Annotated in this window: 14 protein-coding genes and 3 pseudogenes; 8 read left to right on the top strand and 9 right to left on the bottom strand. The window is 63.8% G+C overall.

The window, feature by feature from the left end:
- Positions 1 to 14 precede the first annotated feature (14 nt).
- The 5 genes and pseudogenes from ACPUER_RS22400 to ACPUER_RS22380 all read right to left on the bottom strand — a co-directional run bounded on the left by ACPUER_RS22400 (position 15) and on the right by ACPUER_RS22380 (position 4,547).
- Positions 15 to 719, bottom strand: a complete 705-nt coding sequence (locus ACPUER_RS22400; RefSeq protein ID WP_425132144.1) for a GntR family transcriptional regulator — start codon at positions 717 to 719, stop codon at positions 15 to 17.
- 306 nt (positions 720 to 1,025) lie between these two features.
- Complete coding sequence (gene ldcA, locus ACPUER_RS22395; protein WP_425132143.1) at positions 1,026 to 1,964, bottom strand: muramoyltetrapeptide carboxypeptidase; 939 nt, start codon at positions 1,962 to 1,964, stop codon at positions 1,026 to 1,028.
- A gap of 99 nt (positions 1,965 to 2,063) precedes the next feature.
- A complete protein-coding gene (gene tadA / locus ACPUER_RS22390) occupies positions 2,064 to 2,660 on the bottom strand; it encodes a tRNA adenosine(34) deaminase TadA (RefSeq protein WP_175961077.1) in 597 nt (198 codons plus the stop codon).
- The gene (locus ACPUER_RS22385; RefSeq protein WP_072437118.1) at positions 2,657 to 3,058 is read right to left on the bottom strand and encodes a DnaJ family domain-containing protein; all 402 of its coding nucleotides are present in this window, start codon (positions 3,056 to 3,058) and stop codon (positions 2,657 to 2,659) included. Before ACPUER_RS22385 ends, tadA begins: the two co-directional genes overlap by 4 nt.
- Before the next feature lie 279 nt (positions 3,059 to 3,337).
- Positions 3,338 to 4,547 (bottom strand): annotated as a pseudogene (locus ACPUER_RS22380) (MFS transporter).
- Positions 4,548 to 4,908: 361 nt separating this feature from the next.
- Between ACPUER_RS22380 and ACPUER_RS22375 the strand changes: the two are divergent.
- From ACPUER_RS22375 to ACPUER_RS22345, 7 genes and pseudogenes are all read left to right on the top strand, one after another.
- Positions 4,909 to 5,679 (top strand): GntR family transcriptional regulator, encoded by a 771-nt coding sequence (locus ACPUER_RS22375; protein WP_425132142.1) that lies wholly within the window; start codon positions 4,909 to 4,911, stop codon positions 5,677 to 5,679.
- Positions 5,676 to 7,410, top strand: a pseudogene (locus ACPUER_RS22370) (fumarate reductase/succinate dehydrogenase flavoprotein subunit). Before ACPUER_RS22375 ends, ACPUER_RS22370 begins: the two are co-directional and overlap by 4 nt.
- An 11-nt stretch (positions 7,411 to 7,421) precedes the next feature.
- Entirely contained in the window at positions 7,422 to 7,667 is a 246-nt protein-coding gene (locus ACPUER_RS22365; protein ID WP_034181146.1) for a 4Fe-4S dicluster domain-containing protein, read from the top strand.
- 154 nt (positions 7,668 to 7,821) lie between these two features.
- Positions 7,822 to 8,814, top strand: coding sequence for a HEAT repeat domain-containing protein (locus ACPUER_RS22360; protein ID WP_425132141.1), 993 nt, complete (start codon positions 7,822 to 7,824; stop codon positions 8,812 to 8,814).
- Positions 8,811 to 9,152: a gamma-butyrobetaine hydroxylase-like domain-containing protein gene (locus ACPUER_RS22355; protein ID WP_175961101.1), complete on the top strand. Its 342-nt coding sequence runs from the start codon at positions 8,811 to 8,813 to the stop codon at positions 9,150 to 9,152. The genes ACPUER_RS22360 and ACPUER_RS22355 overlap by 4 nt, the downstream gene beginning before the upstream one ends.
- Before the next feature lie 185 nt (positions 9,153 to 9,337).
- Positions 9,338 to 9,437: pseudogene (locus ACPUER_RS22350) on the top strand (NAD(P)-binding domain-containing protein); the annotation flags it as partial.
- A gap of 142 nt (positions 9,438 to 9,579) precedes the next feature.
- Positions 9,580 to 10,050, top strand: coding sequence for an acetyltransferase (locus ACPUER_RS22345; RefSeq protein WP_175961103.1), 471 nt, complete (start codon positions 9,580 to 9,582; stop codon positions 10,048 to 10,050).
- Between the two features lie 224 nt (positions 10,051 to 10,274).
- Here ACPUER_RS22345 and ACPUER_RS22340 read toward each other — a convergent pair whose 3' ends face one another.
- A complete protein-coding gene (locus tag ACPUER_RS22340) occupies positions 10,275 to 10,871 on the bottom strand; it encodes a 2'-5' RNA ligase family protein (RefSeq protein ID WP_175961105.1) in 597 nt (198 codons plus the stop codon).
- 342 nt (positions 10,872 to 11,213) lie between these two features.
- Here ACPUER_RS22340 and ACPUER_RS22335 point away from each other — a divergent pair, with 342 nt between their 5' ends.
- Positions 11,214 to 11,831 (top strand): 3'-5' exonuclease, encoded by a 618-nt coding sequence (locus ACPUER_RS22335; protein ID WP_175961107.1) that lies wholly within the window; start codon positions 11,214 to 11,216, stop codon positions 11,829 to 11,831.
- A 400-nt stretch (positions 11,832 to 12,231) separates the two neighbouring features.
- On the opposite strand, the gene ACPUER_RS22330 is transcribed toward ACPUER_RS22335, so the two are convergent.
- The 3 genes from ACPUER_RS22330 to guaA form a co-directional block, all read right to left on the bottom strand.
- The gene (locus tag ACPUER_RS22330; protein ID WP_425132140.1) at positions 12,232 to 14,949 is read right to left on the bottom strand and encodes an AAA domain-containing protein; all 2,718 of its coding nucleotides are present in this window, start codon (positions 14,947 to 14,949) and stop codon (positions 12,232 to 12,234) included.
- A 296-nt stretch (positions 14,950 to 15,245) separates the two neighbouring features.
- Positions 15,246 to 15,863: a 2'-5' RNA ligase family protein gene (locus ACPUER_RS22325; RefSeq protein WP_425132139.1), complete on the bottom strand. Its 618-nt coding sequence runs from the start codon at positions 15,861 to 15,863 to the stop codon at positions 15,246 to 15,248.
- A gap of 135 nt (positions 15,864 to 15,998) precedes the next feature.
- Positions 15,999 to 17,618, bottom strand: coding sequence for a glutamine-hydrolyzing GMP synthase (gene guaA, locus ACPUER_RS22320; protein ID WP_072437108.1), 1,620 nt, complete (start codon positions 17,616 to 17,618; stop codon positions 15,999 to 16,001).
- Positions 17,619 to 17,895: the final 277 nt, after the last annotated feature.

The following is a 17,895-nucleotide window of genomic DNA, read 5'->3' as shown; positions in this document are numbered from 1 at the left end:
GTTCGCGTCGCCGCTCAGGCGCCGCCGAACACTTCGCGCAAATCGACCTGCCCTTGCGCGGGCCGGTCCAGCATCTTCAGTTCGACATGCTGCAGGTGGTGCGCCATCAGCGTCACCGCCCGCTTCGGATCGCCCGCCTCCAGCGCGGCGAGGATCTCGTCGTGGTCATCGCACGAACACGGGCTGCGCCCGTGCGATTCGTACAGCGCCGACATCAGCGTCGAGCGTGCGACGAGCCCTTCGAGGCACTCGCTGAGCGTCGCATTGCCCATCAGCGTGGCGAGCGCCGTGTGGAATTCGCCCGACAGCCGGATCCATGCCGCGAAGTCGTGCCGCTCGAACGCCTTGCGTTCCTTGTCGATCAGCGCGGCAACGCCCTTCAGCCGCTTCGCTCCGGGCCCGGTCGCGAGCCGCTCGACCACGGCGAGCTCGATGATCCGGCGCATCTCGAACACCTCGTGCACGTCCTGCAGCGTCGGGCTCGCGACGAACGCACCGCGGTTCGGCTCGAGTTCGACCAGCTTGTCGGTCGCGAGCTGCGCGAGCGCCTGGCGAATCGTCCCGCGCTTCACGCCGAACACGTCGCAGAGCTGCGCCTCCGTCAGCTTCGCGCCGGGCGCGAGCCGATGCTCGAGAATCGCCGTGCGGATCCGCTCGGCGATCGCTTCGGGACTGGCTGCACCGGACGGGTGGGAATCGGGCTCGTTCATGATCTGCATCGTGTGATGGTCCTCATCGTAGGATGGACATAAAGATTGTCAACAATTCTTTTCCGGAATTTCGCACAATCGGCGTGCACGGACGCGACCCCAATCGGTGCAGGATGCGCGAAATCCATGCACATCAAGCCTGAACGCCATGACAGAGGCCGTTTCGTCGTATACCGTCCCAGCCATTTTGTTGACAAAACTGGTGCAAAATCCCGTGACGCTTCTGTCGGCGTCAGCCGAAATATTTGACCGTTAGTTGCACACTTGCATAAAGAAAAAGGCGGAAGACCCGCCTTTCGATCGACCGCGTCCGCATCAGCCGAGGTGCGGATAGTCCGACAGCGTGAGCCGGAACCCATGCGCATTCGCGACCAGCTGCGCCTGCGCACCGAACGGCAGCGTCAGCAGGTCGGGCACGTGGCCGAACTGCAGCCCCGTGACAACCGGAATGCCGACCACCTCGCGCACCTGGTCGATCATCGCCTGCATGTCGTAGCCGTTGTCGTATTCGAACGGCTGCGCGCCGGTGAACTGGCCGAGCACGAGTGCCTGCTGGCACGCGAGCAGCCCCGACAGGTGCAGTTGATAGATCATCCGCTCGATCCGGAACGGCTGTTCGTTGACATCCTCGATGAACAGGATGCCGCCCTCGACGTCGGGCATGTACGGCGTGCCGATGAGCGACGTGAGGATCGCGAGATTGCCGCCCCACAGCGTGCCCGTCACGTTCACGGTCTGCACCTGCGGTGCCTCGGCGATGATCGTCGTGCTCGGCTGCGTCAGCGTCTGCCAGAAGTGCTGCATCGTGAAATCGCTCGGCGTCTGCGCGCCGAAGTCGGCGGACAGCATCGGGCCGCCGAACGTCTTGATGCGTGCCTTCGCGTACAGCGCGAGCTGGATCGCCGTGAAATCGCTGTGGCCGACGAGCGCGACGGGCTGGTCGCGCAGCCTGCGCTCGAGCCCGCGATAGTCGAGCCCGTGCAGGATCCGCGCGGCACCGTAGCCGCCGCGCACCGCGAGCGCGATGTCCGGCAGCGGCCGCTCGGGATCGGCGAGACGGTTCAGGTCGCCTGCCCGCTCGCCGTCGGTGCCGCCGAAACGCTGGAAGCGCCGCTGCGTCGCTTCGACGTTCTCGATGCGCTGTTGCGCGATGCTGAGGCGTTCGAGCGCGCGATTGATCGCGTCGGGATCGTGCGGATAACCGGATGGCGCCAGCAGGCGGATGGTGTAGGACGCGGCGGGCTGGAAGGACATGGCGAAAGGTGTCGGGTCGTCAAACCTGCTTAGAGGGTCCGAACCGTCTTCGGTTCAGGCAACCGTGCGCACCCGGAGCGACAGGCGCGGCCGGCGCGACTATGACGCGCCGGATTCGGCGTCGCGAGCCAGCCGTGCTTCGCGCAACGCGCGACGGCGCTCGGCGAAGAACGACTTCAGCGCGGCGCCGCACTCGTCGGCGAGCACGCCGCCGGTCACTTCGGTATGGTGGTTGAGCTGCGGATTCGCGAATGCGTCGATCACGCTGCCGCACGCCCCCGTCTTCGGATCGGCGGCGCCGTAGACGACCCGCGCGATGCGCGCATGCATGATCGCACCCGCGCACATCAGGCATGGCTCGAGCGTCACGTACAGCTCGCAGCCGGGCATCCGGTAATTCTGCAGATTTTGCGCGGCCATGCGCAGCGCCGCCATTTCCGCATGGGCCGACGGGTCGTGCCCGCCGATCGGATGGTTGAAGCCGCGTGCGATCACTTCGTCGCCGCGCACGAGCACCGCGCCGACCGGCACTTCACCGGCCGCGCGCGCCTCTTCCGCGGCGGCCTGCGCGAGCCGCATGAAATGCAGGTCGCGCGCCGATACGGGTGCGGTTTCGGGAGCAGGAGACCGGGCGGCGGGTTCAGCGGCCGCGTCGGCCACCGATCGGGCTGCGTCGTGCAGCGCGTCGGACGTCACATCGGCCCCGCTTCGGCGGGCGCATCGTCGAGCCCGCGCTCGCACAGGCGTTCCGCGATGCGACGGCAGTAGTCGCGCGGCATCACCATCGGGCCGCCGCGCAGCGATTCGAGCGCCATATCGAGCGCCAGGATCTTCGCCTGCAGCCGGCAGCGCGCGGCGCGGTCGCTGACCGCCTGCACTTCGTCATGCAGGTTGCGCAGCGCGCGCAATTGCTCGACGGCCGGCGGCACGAAGCCCGCGTTCTTCAGGATACGGTTGGCCACCCGCACCTCCTCGGGCACGAGCAGGTCGTCATCCAGCGCCTGCGGCGCGCCGGTACCCGGCAAATCGTCGAACTCGCCCCGCGCGGCGGCGGCGGCAATACGTTGTTCGACCAGGGCGTCAAGCAATCTCATCAGTCAATGGGAACAATGCGGCAGGCCGAATTCTAGCAGGGTGACGCGGGTATGACAGGCCCTTCGAATACATGCTCGATATTGTGCTTTTAGGGGCCGAATCGTGACGCATGCGCGCCGATCGGCGCCTGTTGCCGGTCTGCTGCGCCGCAGCGGGCGAAGCGCCGTCCGGACACCGGCAAATGCAGGCGGTGTCCGGCCCTGTTTTTTATCTGCGTCGATACGTTCCGGGCGTCGCCAATCCGGCGAAACGGAAGGCGCCCGTCTTCCGTTACCGGGTCACGCGGCCATCGTTTCCGGCCGCGCTTTCGCAAACGGGCGGAACATCGTCGCGATCAGGAACGCGCCGAGACCGATCGCGAACGAACCGAGGTACAGCCAGCCGTAACTGCCGAACGTATCGACGATCAGGCCGCCGGCAACTGGCCCCGCGGCCATGCCAAGGCTGCCGGCCATCGCGCAGCCGCCGATCACGGTGCCGATCATCCGCAGCGGGAAGTTCTCGCGCGCGAGCACCGAATACAGCGGCATCACGCCTGCATAGATGAAGCCGAACAGCGTCGCGACCGCGTAGAACCCGTCGAGCGTGCGCACGAAGTAGTAGCCGAGCGCGCCCAGCGCCTGCGCGAGCAGCCCGGCCACCAGCATGCGCTTCGCGCCGACACGGTCGCCGAGGAGCCCGAACACGATCCGGCCGCCCATGCCCGCGAGCCCTTCGACGCTGTAGATCGACACCGCGACGATCAGCAGGATCCCGCACGTCACCGCGTAGCTGACCGTATGGAAAATCGGGCCCGAGTGCGTCGCGCAGCAGAAGAAGTTGGTCAGCAGCAGCACCATGAACTGCGGCGAGCGCAGCGCGTCCGCGACCGACATCGCCGCGGGCGCGCCGGCAGGCGCGGGCACAGCCTGTGCGCGGTCGAGCGCGGGCGCGCGGCGCACCAGCAGCGACGCCGGAATCATCACGACGGCCGCCAGCGCGGCGACCAGCAGCATCGACGTGCGCCAGTCGTGCGTCGATACGAGCCATGCGGCCAGCGGCGACATCGTCATCGGCGCCATCCCCATGCCGGCCGACACGAGCGACACCGCCAGGCTGCGGTGCGTGTCGAACCAGCCCGTCACGCACGCCATCATCGGCGCGAACACCGCGGCCGTCGCGCTGCCGACGGCAAGGCCGAAGGTCAGCTGGAACGCGAGCAGCGACGGCGCTCGGCTCGCCAGCGCGAGGCTCCGACAGCAGCACGGCGCCCGTCATGACGACCGCGCGCGTACCGATACGGTCCGACAGGCTGCCCCACCCCATGCTCGCGAAGGCCATCGCGATGAAGCCGAGCGTCATCGCGCCGGAAATACCGGTCATCGACCAGCCCGTGTCGCGCGCAATCGCGCGCAGAAACACCGGCAGCGAAAACATCGCGCCGATCGCGATGCAGCCCATCAGGCCGCCCGCGGCGACGATCACCCAGCGGTATCGGGAATCCGGCATCTGGCGTCCCCTTTCTCGTTTCCGCAACCCTCGGAACCGGGCTCCCGCCGCGCTGCGCGGCGGCAGGTCCAGCTGCCGCATCGACGCTGTCGCGAGCCCGGTCGACATCGATACGACGGGCGACGATCGGGAAATCGACATGTGCGGCGCACACGCCGGCGAATTTTTTTGATTGTCGGCCGATCCGCGCGGCTGGCGAGGGGCGGATCGTTCGAACACCGAATGCCACCGGAGCGCCCGTCCGGCCCACCGCCTACCGTCCTGCTTTTCCGGATTCGGAAAGTCGAAATCAGAAATGGTTGGTTTGGACGCACGATCGCGCTGGCTACACTCGAACCATCTTGTCATAACAAGTTGACCGATGCCTCCAACCAACGTCGTGCCGCTGTCGGCGGCCCCGCTCTACATGCAGATCAAGGACACGCTGCGCGCGCGCATTCTCGACGGCACCTATGCGCCGCACAGCCGGATGCCATCCGAGCACGAACTCTGCGCGATGTTCGACGTCAGCCGCATCACGGTGCGCCAGGCGCTCGGCGACCTGCAGAAGGAAGGCCTGCTGTTCAAGCTGCACGGCAAGGGCACGTTCGTGTCGAAGCCGAAGGCGTTCCAGAACGTGACGTCGCTGCAGGGGTTCGCCGAGGCGATGTCGTCGATGGGCTATGAGATCGTCAACCAGTTGCGCAGCTTTCGCACCGTGAAGGCCGATCGCCATCTCGCGACGAAGCTGAACGTGCCGGAAGGCGCGCCGCTCGTCGAGATCCATCGCGTGCGGCTGCTGAACCGCGAGCCCGTGTCGCTCGAGCAGACCTGGGTGCACGAAGCGCTCGGCAAGCGCCTCGCGGGTGCCGATCTCGCGACCCGCGACATCTTCCTGATCCTGGAAAACGACTGCGGCATCCCGCTCGGTCATGCCGACGTGTCGATCGGCGCGATCCTCGCCGACGACGAGATCGTCGATGCGCTGCACGTCGAGGAAAGCAGCCCCGTGCTGCGCATCGAGCGCCTCACGCACGACGCATCGGGCGCGCCGATCGACTACGAATACCTCTACTTCCGCGGCGACGCCTTCCAGTACCGGTTGCGCATCGACCGGCAGAAGGCCCGCAAACCTGCAAGGAACCCGCGATGAATACCCATGTGCACGAATACGACATCGTCGTGGTCGGCGGCGGCACGGCCGGCCCGATGGCGGCGATCAAGGCGAAGGAACGCGCCCCGTCCCTGCGCGTGCTGCTGCTCGAAAAGGCCCACGTGAAGCGCAGCGGCGCGATCTCGATGGGGATGGACGGGCTGAACAACGCGGTGATCCCCGGGCATGCGACGCCCGAGCAGTACACACGCGAGATCACGATCGCCAACGACGGCATCGTCGACCAGGCAGCCGTATACGCGTATGCGACGCACAGCTTCGCGACGATCGAACAGCTCGACCGCTGGGGCGTGAAGTTCGAGAAGGACGGCACCGGCGACTATGCGGTGAAGAAGGTCCATCACATGGGCTCGTACGTGCTGCCGATGCCGGAAGGACACGACGTCAAGAAGGTGCTGTACCGGCAACTGAAGCGCGCACGCATCGCGATCACGAACCGGATCGTCGCGACGCGCGTGCTGACCGATGCGCACGGCCATGCGAGCGGCGTGCTCGGCTTCGATTGCCGCACCGCGGAGTTCCACGTGATCCGCGCGAAGGCCGTGATTCTCTGCTGCGGCGCGGCCGGCCGGCTCGGGCTGCCGGCGTCGGGCTACCTGATGGGCACGTACGAGAATCCGACCAACGCGGGCGACGGCTACGCGATGGCCTATCACGCGGGCGCCGCGCTCGCGAATCTCGAATGCTTCCAGATCAATCCGCTGATCAAGGACTACAACGGCCCCGCGTGCGCATACGTGACGGGCCCGCTCGGCGGCTTCACCGCAAACGGCAAGGGCGAGCGCTTCATCGAATGCGATTACTGGAGCGTCCAGATGATGTGGGAGTTCCATCAGGAACTGCAAAGCGGCAACGGCCCCGTGTTCCTGAAGCTCGACCATCTCGCGGAAGAAACGATCCGAACCATCGAGCAGATCCTGCATACGAACGAGCGGCCGAGCCGCGGCCGCTTCCATGCGGGGCGAGGGACCGACTACCGCAGCCAGATGGTCGAGATGCACATCTCCGAGATCGGCTTCTGCAGCGGCCACAGCGCATCGGGCGTGTACGTGAATACGCGCGCGGAGACGACCGTGCCGGGGCTGTATGCAGCCGGCGACATGGCGGCCGTCCCGCACAACTACATGCTCGGTGCGTTCACGTACGGCTGGTTCGCCGGGCAGAACGCGGCCGACTACGTCGCCGGCCGCGACCATGCGCCGGTGGACGACGAACAGGTCGACGCCGAACGTACACGCGTGTTCGCCCCGCTGTTACGCGAGCGCGGCCTGGCGCCGGCGCAGGTCGAATACAAGCTGCGCCGCATGGTGAACGACTATCTGCAACCGCCGAAGGTGACGCGCAAGATGGAAATCGGGCTGCAACGTTTCGACGAGATTACTGAGGATATCGAAGAGATAAAGTCGAGCCATCCTCACGAACTGATGCGCGCGGCCGAAGTTCGCGCGATCCGCGACTGCGCGGAAATGGCCGCACGCGCGTCGCTGTTCCGCGCCGAGAGCCGCTGGGGGCTGTACCACCATCGCGTCGACTATCCGCAACGACGCCGAATGGTTCTGCCATACGTGGCTGCGCAAGGATGCCGACGGCGTGATGCGCAGCGAGAAGCGGCCGGTCGAGCCGTACATCGTGCCGCTGGCCGACGACGAACGCGGCGCCTACGCGCATCTGCGCATCCGCGAACCGGCCGCGCTCGCGGCCGCCCTCTGAGGAGCCATACCATGCCCCATACCCCGCACGACATCTTCCAGCGCAGCAGCGCGCCCGTCACGATCGACGAGGCACTGTGCATCGCCGACAAGGGCTGCACCGTCTGCGTCGACGTGTGCCCGCTCGACCTGCTCGCGATCGACGTAACCAAGGGCAAGGCCTATATGCAGTTCGACGAATGCTGGTACTGCATGCCGTGCGAGCGCGATTGCCCGACCGGCGCGGTCAAGGTTGAGATCCCTTATCTGCTGCGCTGACCGGGCGCGTGCCGATCGTCGTCGCGCTGCCCGCGCGGGCCGTGCATCGACGACGTGACGGCCGGGCCGGCGTCAGGTTCGCATCGCCATGCCGCGCCGCCCATGCACCGCGCTCCGTGAGCAGCCGCCCTTTCATCGAACCGACTTTTTCCCCATGACCGCTTTCTCTTCCACCTCCTCGCTGCCCGGCACGCACGGCCCGGATCGTGCCGCGCTCGTCGCCCGCCTCGCTGCGCCCGACGCATCCGTGCGCCGCATAGCGCTGCTCGAACTCGCCGATCTCGAGGAATCCGGTTTCATTCCCGCGTTCGTCGCGGCGCTGCGCGACGACCCGTCCGCCAACGTGCGCAGCGAGGCGGCCCGCGTACTCGGCGCCTGGGAACAACCCGACGTCGTCGACGCGCTGTGCCGCGCGCTGCTCGATCCGGACGACGGCGTGCGCGCGACCGCTGCGCAGAGCCTGTCCGAATTGAAGGACGCTGCATCGGGCGCCGTGCTGTGCGACTGGGCCGACCAGCCCGAGCCGTACATTCGCAGCGCCGTGCTGCGCGGGCTGCGCGAGTTGCGCGATCCCGATGCGTTCGCTCCTGCGTTGCGCGCGCTCGACGCCGACGCCACCGCCGTGCGGGCCGAGGCCGTCGCCGTGCTCGGCTGGCTCAGGGATATACGCGCGTTGTCGCCGCTCGCGCGCGTCGCGACGACCGATGCCGATGCGGACGTGCGGCGCGTCGCGGTCGGCGCGCTCGGATTCGCGGCGTCGGACGACACGACCGTCATCACCGCACTGCTCGCCGCATTGCGCGACGCCGAATGGCAGGTACGCGAAGAATCGGCCGCAACGCTCGGCAAGCTGCGCGTCGCGGTCGCGCGTGACCAACTCGTCGCCGCGCTCGACGACGACTACTGGCAAGTGCGATTGCGCGCCGTGCGCGCGCTCGGACAGTTGCGCGATGCGGCTGCGGCGCCGGCCGTCGCCGCGCTGCTCCCGCATCCGATCAGCAATCTGCGCAAGGAAGCCGCGCTCGCGCTCGGCGAACTGCGCGACCCCGGCACGCTTCCGGCACTGCACGACGCACTCGACGATCGCGATCCCGAAGTGCGCAAGGCCGTGCGGATCGCAATCCGGCAGATCGGAGAGGCGCGATGACGCCGCCGACCGAAATCGTGCTCGACCACGCTGCCCGTGTGTTGACGCTGCGCTGGCCGGGCGGCGACACGCAACGCATCGGCTATGTGCGGTTGCGCAGCAGTTGCCCGTGCGCCGCTTGCCGCAAGATCCGGTTCGACGCTGGCGTGGTCGACGCGCGACCGGACGTGATGCTGGACGATGTGGAAGCGGCCGGTTACGGCATTCGCCTGCTGTTCGGCGACGGTCATGCTCGCGGCATCTATCCGTGGCCGTATCTGGCGGAACTCGGAAAACGCGCGACGGATCCGGACATCGGCACGCATTGCATGCTCATGCTCGGCGATCTCGCAAACTGACCGTCGGCGGGCCAGCGTCGCATCGGTACGCCGTTCCGGCTCGCAGCATGCCTCGCTGCGCACCGCGCCTGCCCGGCGCACTCGACGTTGCCGCCGAAACCTTCGCGCGCCGCCGTCATGCCCCCTGAAACGCTGCGATACTGACGCCTGCGTGCTGCACGCCCCTTTTTCACAGGAGCCAGGACATGCAAACGGCAGTCGGATTCATCGGCCTCGGCGTGACGGGCACGCCGATGGCGCTCAACCTTGCGCGGGCCGGCACGCCGCTCGTCGTGCGGAGCCGTTCGAACAGCAGCGACGGTGCGCTCGAGGCAGGCTGGTTCGATCTCGCGGAACTCGATCGGGACGATCTGCCGATGAGCGCGGGGGTCCAGGACGTCGTGCGACGAGCCGTCGAACGGACATCCGAACCACAACAAATCAAGCCATGATCAGAATCCGCAAATCCACCCAGGCCGACGGCGCACGCGTGCTGGATATCTGGCGCAGCGCGGTCGACGCAACGCATCACTTCCTGAGCGACGCCGACCGCCGCGCGATCGATGCCGAAGTCGAGCCGTTTCTGCCCAGCGCGCCGCTCGATGTGGCCGTCGACGAGACCGATCGGCCGATCGGCTTCATGCTGCTCGACGGCAGTCACATGGCAGCGCTGTTCATCGATCCCGCTCACCATGGCGCGGGCATCGGGCGCCTGCTCGTGGAAGAAGCGCTCAGGCGCCATCCCGACCTGTCGACCGACGTCAACGAGCAGAACGAATCGGCGGCGGGATTCTATGAAAGGCTCGGATTCGAGCGCTGCGGGCGATCGGCGCTCGACGGACAGGGGCGGCCTTATCCGCTGGTCCACCTTCGCTATCGCGGCGCGATCGCGTCTGGCCGGTCGCAGGAAAACGCGTGACTTGGACTTGCGCGGCATCGCCTGCCGCGCTGCTTACCAACCACGCACCGAACGCCCCGAAGCACTCGCTCGCCTTCGATTGCGGGATACCCATGCAATCCATGCATCGCAGCTAAACGGGAGATTTACAGCGATCCGATCGGATTCAGCATCAGGCAGCGCGCACGGCAAACCATGGGCTCGATCCGGATGGTCGACGACCGGAGCGGGCTTCCAACATACGATCACGCCGACGAACTGCGGTTCGTCAGCGGCCAGCGCCCTATTACATCGTAGTGCGTCCTGCGGAGCCAACTGTGAATCAGGACGAATTCGCGGACGGTCCACGTAATCGGATCGATCCTGTACTGATCGGGCCCGCGTTCGCCGTACAGCAACGTCACGTGGGGCGTGAAACGCGCACCTGAAACACGCAGACCTGCCTTTCCAAGGGCATCTCGAAGTTGCTGCTGAAAATCGATCAATATTTGCAGCCCTGCGCTCCCTGTCAGTACCAGAGGCCGATGGCCCGGCCGCCCATTGAAGCTGACGAGCCGATCGAAGGTGACGCCGAAAGACGGCACATCGATGCGATCCGCCGCGGCACATGCACGCGCGATGATGGCGCCCGGCACATACGCAAAGTCGCCCAGAGAGTACAGCGTGACATGCAGACGCTCCGTGTGCAGCACCCCGCGCTCCCCAGGCTTCCCTGATTGCAAGCCTTCAGTCATTCCGGCAATACATGCAGCCGCAACTGGATCGGGCATCGCAGCGAAGAAAAAGCGATGCTCGGGAACCGGTGGCGGCACGTCGAATCCGGGTAGCGTCAGCTGAGTCATGGCCATATTGCAGATACGCCGATGGCAACGTCTCCATTATCGTCGATCGGAAGACAACCCTTCCGTCGCGCAAACAACAACGCCCAGCAGGTATCCCTGTCGGGCGCCTGCATCATCCGATGCGGCAAGCTGCCAACGATGCACCGAGCGCCGGACTTGGTATCAAGACATCAAGGACCCGTTTTGGAATTGGACGTCGACAGCAACCGCATGGCACAGGATCGCAAGCGGGGAAATGGCGAGGACGATCGTTTCTCGGACTGAACGAGTCTCTCACAGGCCCGATGATGCTAACCTCTTGGCCAAACTAAACGCCACCGCATGAAGTAATAGGATTCAACCATGCAAACCGTTGCGGTACTGGACTTCGAAACAACCGGGCTTTCGCCGAATCTGGGCGACCGTGCCACCGAAATTGCCGTGATCCTTCTACGCGACGGACAAGTCGTCGACCGTTTCCAGAGCTTGATGAATGCCGGCAAACGCATACCGTCCGATGTTGTCGCGCTGACCGGCATCACGAACGACATGATTGCATCGGCTCCCCCGGCGTCAAAAGTCATGAAAGAAGCGGCGGCGTTCGTTGGCAAGCATTCCGTCGTGGCACACAACGCCGGTTTCGATAAGCGGTTCTGGCAGTCAGAGCTCGGGCTTCTCGACATGTCAGCCGAGCATGCCTTTGCTTGCACGATGCTCGTGGCGAGACGTATCTATCCGGACGCTCGGAGCCACCGCCTGTCGAGCCTGGCCGAAACGCTGCAGCTGCCGAAATCGGGACGTGCTCACCGGGCGATGGTCGACGCCGAGATGGCCAGTCATCTGTGGTGCCGGTTGCAGCACGACATTGCCCGGACTTACGGACTGGATCGCATCGATCATGCGCTCATGACGCGTGTCCAGACGACGAGCAAGGCGAACGTGCCTATGTACTTGCGTTCGCTCGCACGCTCGCACGCGTGACAAATCCGCGCAATGCGTTAACGTAGAACGGCTTGGCGACCGCCAAGCCGTTTCTTGTCCTGCGCCCGCCATCATGCCGACAGAGCGGCCTGCACCAGCACTACGTGCTGGTCGCAGTGCCGTGCAAATAGCTGCGCGGCACGCCCGTCGTATGTGACGATGCGCTCGAGGCGCGCTGGTTCGATCTCGCCGAACTCGATCGCGACGATCTGCCAATGAGCGCGAACGTGCGAGATATTGCGCGGCGGGTACTCGACCTGGCATCTATTCGTGCCGGATCGCCCCGCTCCTGAACCTGAAATACTGCTGTCTTTCCTGCACTGTCTCGAGGGTGACTCGCATGAAGAAATGACGGCACCGGACGCCCGCGAGCGTCCGCATCAAGACAACTCGAACCATGTCAAGCAGTTTCAGTGCTGCTTACCCACCGAGCCAAAAACGCCACGACCTTTTCTTCGATGTGACTCTCAACAGTCTGCAATCGGAGCAAGGGGATCTCGCTTTTCCTCAGAATGCTGTCTTTTAGCGCATCCCGCTCGACTTGTTGCGCCATGCTGTGCGATCCGCCATCGACTTCGATCACACCCAACGGCGTTTTCCCTACCTTGAAATACAGCACAAAATCGCAACTGGCGCGATTCCTCATGAAATCCCGCTCCCGTGACGTCAGTGTGCCGTTGCTCAAGGAGACCAACTGAATCAAGGCAATCTGCGAGTGAAATGTCATCGCTCGATAAGCGTCGCCGGACAGTACCTCACGCAGTATCTGCGCCACAATCTGCTCGGACTTGTATCGAGAATCACTTGGACGCAGCCTGGCGTTGAGCCGCTCAAGTGACGCATCATATTCCTTGTAAAGCAGGTCGAAAGCTGACACGACCGGAGCTCGATGGATCTGCTTCTCGCCGGCGTAGTACTCGATATAACGGATCAGTGCAGCAATATGTCCGTTGTTTGCAGCAAAGACATCATCCCCCGTCACCAACGTGAACTTGTGCTTCGCTCTCGATACCGCCACATTGACCAAGTGCGGATCATCTACGAAACCCAGGCTTCGCTGGCTCCGGTACTTCTTGTCCAGCACTGTGGAAAAGACAATCTCGTCGCACTCCCTGCCCTGAAACTTGTGTACCGTATCCTTGACGAAATCGGCCGGCAAATGCGCGCGAGACAGCGTGACCTGGGCGTTGTACGGGGCGATGAATCCCTTGCGGTGCGCACTGTCCCAATCGCTCTCGCCATCCCATTTGAGCGTCTCAAGCAGAGAATCCAGTTCGCGTCGATTCGCATTGTTTCGCGTGTGATTTCCCTTGGCCGTAACGAGCAGTTCCAGTGAATTTTCGCCTGCGTCTTGCGTCATCGGGACGAGTTGGTTGTCATAAAACTGCCGATTGCAGAACTGGATGATTCTGGGGTGGCATCGATAATGCTCCTTCAGGAGCGTCATCGGTATCGAATCCTTGAACACGCCGACACACGAATCGAGCAGACTGTATTTGTCGCAGTCGTAGAACTCGCCAGGCGAGGCGATGCCAAGATTCCCCGGGATATGTGGAAGCTGCTTTCTGTCGCCGACGATGATCAGGTTCCTGGCGCAGCCCAGCGCCAGTATCCCCGGGACGATGTCTTGCTGAGACGCCTCGTCGATGATCACATAATCGAGAATCGCACCGCCGACCGAGTTGACAATGGAATGCGTGCCGCTACCGATAATCGGAAAACGCCGCACAAACGCATCGAAATTCCTGCTGTAATTTTTTGCATCGAACGCTTCTTGCCGCGAGATATTCTGGTGAAGATGGTGCTTGAGATGGGCCATCGATCCTGCGACCAGCTCATCCAGCAATGCGTCGAAGTTGCCACGCACCAGCGCTTCTCGATGGGCTGTCAATGCAGATTTTTTCTCCTGCAATGCCCTTTCGTAATAGTGCTTCTGCAAGGCATAAATCACCGATTTGCGCTTTTCCCAATCCTCAAATGGTTTCGCCCGCAGGATTTTAAAATTAAGTAGCAGTTCGAGTCTGTCCTTGAGCCGGATACGGTTCTCGGCAAGATAGGCCAGATAAGCCATCAGGTCCGACGATTTTCGTGGAGACAGTTTGTACCTATTCAGAGAAACCGGCATCGCCACCGAGTTCTCGCGCTGCCATTCCAGCAGGTAGTTCAGCTCTACGGTCAGTTCATCGACCTCGGCCTGCAGTCGAGCCACTGTATTCTGAGCATACAGGTGTTGCTTCAGCTTCTGCAGAACAGCTTGAATCTGTTCCATGGCAGGAGCAGGCGCAGGGGGCTCCGACGGCAAGGCGGGAACATCGACGAAGAAGCCCTCGCGATTAGCCGCACGGCCCAGCTTGGCAACTACATAATCCAGTCCGACCTTATCTAGTTTTTCATAAACGTTTTCGACGGCAGCGTTGTTATTGGACAGGACCGCGACCGTTTTTCCCTGCAACAGGATGTTGGCCAGGATGTTCAGGATCGTTTGCGTCTTTCCCGTGCCGGGCGGCCCTTCTATCAGGCTGATTTGCGAAGCGAAAGCTTTCTCCACTGCCTTGAGCTGACTCTCGTTGACGCCAAAAGGGTAAATAAAGCTCCCCCCTTGCGCCCGCGGCTGGTGCTGTGCCGCGCAATATGCGTGCAACGCCGTGTCTTCGTGAGGAGTCACCTTCTCCAACTGACGCAGCACGTTGTCGGCAATAGGTTTGTCCTGCGGGCTCGCTTGCTCTGCCCTGGCCTTTGCCACGGCAACGAAATAGCGGAATATCGGTCCATCCTTGATTTTCGTCGCGAGGGTGAGCGCAATATCATGCGCGTTCATGACGTAAATCTTTCGGTTCCCCGGATAGTGGACGGCCGCATATTTCCCGCCATAGATCACCACCTTGTCGACGACGCTGAACACCGCGCCCCCTTTCTTTGAAAGAAGCTTGCCTTGCACTACCTCGGTGGGTTCAATTCTGCAATTGCGGAGCGGACTATGGAAAGACTTGCCGGATGGGAAATGGCAAGTCAACATCAACTCATCCCCGTCGGTACTCCACCATATCGCCCAGTCTCTGATCTGCCTGGTTCTGTCTTCATCGTTTACCCAGATGGAAACCATATGATCCTTATGCATTTTTATTCGAAGCATAAAAATTCGGATTCTCCATTCTAAACGACACTCAGCCTCAACGATCCAGCAACAGGCGAGACTCCCGTCAATTCAGCTTGATCGTGGAGATCAAATGAACTGTATTGATAGTCCGTCATTAGAGAATAGCGGGGTACGCAAGCGACCAGATGCGTACTGCCTCGAAGAGAAAGGTGGACTGCACCGACGTCACCCCACGGCGGAATCATCACCTTTTTGCTGTCGTTCCAGGCACAACTCCCGCTCATCGCAGGATCGCAAATCGTGAACGATTCAGTTTCTCAAATCGTCGGGATGCTGTCCGTCAGCGGCCAGCGCCCGATAACGTCGTAGTGCGTCTTGCCGAGCCAGCTGTGGATCAGGATGAATTCGCGTACGGTCCACGTGATCGGTTCTGTTGGACATCGAGTGACCCTGCCGTCGCCGTACAGCAAGGTGAGATGAGGTGCGAAATGCGCGCCCGAAACACGCAGGCGGGCCCCTCTGAGCGCATCCACCAGTAGGCGCTGAAACCTGACCAGTTCGTCCAGCCCGTCGCTCCCCGTCAACACCAGAGGCCGATGCCCCGGCCGCCCGTTGAAGCTGAGGATCTGATCGAATGTCACGCCGAATGACGGCACGTCGATACTTGCCGCCGCGACGCATGCACGCGCGAGGATGACCTCCGGCACATACGCGAAATCGCCCACAAGTTGCAACGTGACATGCAGACGCTCGGCATGCAGCGGCCGGCCGTCGACTCGCATCCCGGCGCCCAGGCGAGCGCCCCTTTCGGCCATGCACGCAGCGATGTCCGGATCGGGCATCACGGCGAAGAAAAAGCGATGCTCAGGTGCCAATTGCGTTGCCTCGAAGCCTGGCAGCGTAAGTTGGGGCACGGCAGCGTTAGACGTTCGCATCTGTAGACCTCCGTTACCGTCAATCGATTGACGACCCGCCAACAGCGCAAAAAACAACGCCCGGCAGGACTTCCTGCCGGGCGTTCGCATCAACCGGTGCCGCAATCCGCTATCGAGGCATGCCCCGACACTGGATCACTCCCACTCGATCGTCGCCGGCGGCTTCCCCGAGATGTCGTACACCACCCGGTTGATCCCGCGCACCTCGTTGATGATCCGGTTCGACGCGCGGCCGAGCAGCGCGTACGGCAGGTGCGCCCAGTGTGCGGTCATGAAGTCGGTCGTCTGCACTGCGCGCAGCGACGTCACGTAGTCGTACGTGCGGCCATCGCCCATCACGCCGACCGACTTCACCGGCAGGAACACCGCGAACGCCTGGCTCGTCAGGTCGTACCAGCTCTTGCCGACATCGGCCTCGCCGCACAGGCCGGCAGCCGCATCCTGCGCGGTCGCGGTCGTGTTGCGCAACTCTTCGATGAAGATCGCGTCCGCGCGGCGCAGCAGGTCAGCGTATTCGCGCTTCACTTCGCCGAGGATCCGCACGCCGAGGCCCGGGCCCGGGAACGGATGGCGATACACCATCTCCGGCGGCAGGCCGAGCGCGACGCCCAGCTCGCGCACTTCGTCCTTGAACAGGTCGCGCAGCGGCTCGAGCAGCTTCAGGCCGAGCGTTTCCGGCAGGCCGCCGACGTTGTGGTGGCTCTTGATCGTCGTCGCCTTCTTCGTCTTCGTACCGCCCGATTCGACCACGTCCGGATAGATCGTGCCCTGCGCGAGCCACTTCGCCTTCGACAGCTTCTTCGCCTCCGCCTGGAACACCTCGACGAACTCGCGGCCGATGATCTTGCGCTTCGCTTCCGGATCGGTCACGCCGGCCAGGTGGCCGAGAAACTGATCGGACGCGTCGACGTGCACGACCTTCGCGTGCAGGCGGCCCTCGAACATGTCGAGTACCATCTTGCCTTCGTTCAGGCGCAGCAGGCCGTGGTCGACGAACACGCAGGTGAGCTGGTCGCCGATCGCGCGGTGGATCAGCGCGGCCGCGACGCTCGAATCGACGCCGCCCGACAGGCCGAGAATCACTTCCTCGTCACCGACCTGCTCGCGGATCTTCGCGACGGCTTCCTCGATGTGGTTGCGCATGATCCAGTCGGGCTTCGCGCCGGCGATCTGCAGCACGAAGCGCTCGATGATCTGGCGGCCCTTTACCGTATGCGTGACTTCCGGGTGGAACTGCACCGCGTAGTAGCCGCGCGCCTCGTCGGCCATGCCGGCGATCGGGCAGCTCGGCGTCGATGCCATCAGCGCGAAGCCCGGCGGCAGCTCGGCAACCTTGTCGCCGTGGCTCATCCAGACCTTCAGCATCCCGTGGCCTTCGGCCGTCGTGAAATCCTCGATGCCGTCGAGCAGGCGCGTATGGCCGTGCGCGCGCATTTCCGCATAGCCGAATTCGCGATGGTCGCTCCACTCGACCTTGCCGCCGAGCTGCACGGCCATCGTCTGCATGCCGTAGCAAATGCCGAGCACCGGCACGCCGAGATCCCACACGGCCTGCGGCGCGCGCAGCTGGTGGTCTTCGTACGTGCTCGCGTGGCTGCCCGACAGGATCACCGCCTTCGGCGCGAACTCGCGGACGAAGTCGTCGGACACATCGTTCGGATGGATTTCGCAGTAGACGTGCGCTTCACGCACGCGTCGCGCAATCAGTTGGGTGACTTGCGAACCGAAGTCGAGAATCAGGATTTTGTCGTGCATGGCTGCGGACGGGATGAAGAGAATAAGAAAAGCAGCGCACGAAGCGCTGCGTCAATAGCATGGACAGCGACGTCGGGCGGCAGGCGGCACGCGCGACGCATGGCCGGTCAATCCTGCATCGGCGGGCGCTCGTCGAGCGCGACGCCGCCTGATTGGCTGGACGCGGCCGACGACGGCGCGGCGGGCGCCGCGGGACGGTTGACGACGGGTTCGACGCGCTGCGGTGCGGGCGGCGACGCCGGCGCCATCGCCGGCTCGGCCGGACGCTGCGCCGGTG

This window comes from Burkholderia sp. DN3021, assembly GCF_049805555.1.
In the GTDB taxonomy this organism is placed as follows: domain Bacteria; phylum Pseudomonadota; class Gammaproteobacteria; order Burkholderiales; family Burkholderiaceae; genus Burkholderia; species Burkholderia pyrrocinia_C.
Note: the sequence above shows the minus strand (reverse complement) of the source record. Positions and strands in the feature narration are given on the sequence as shown.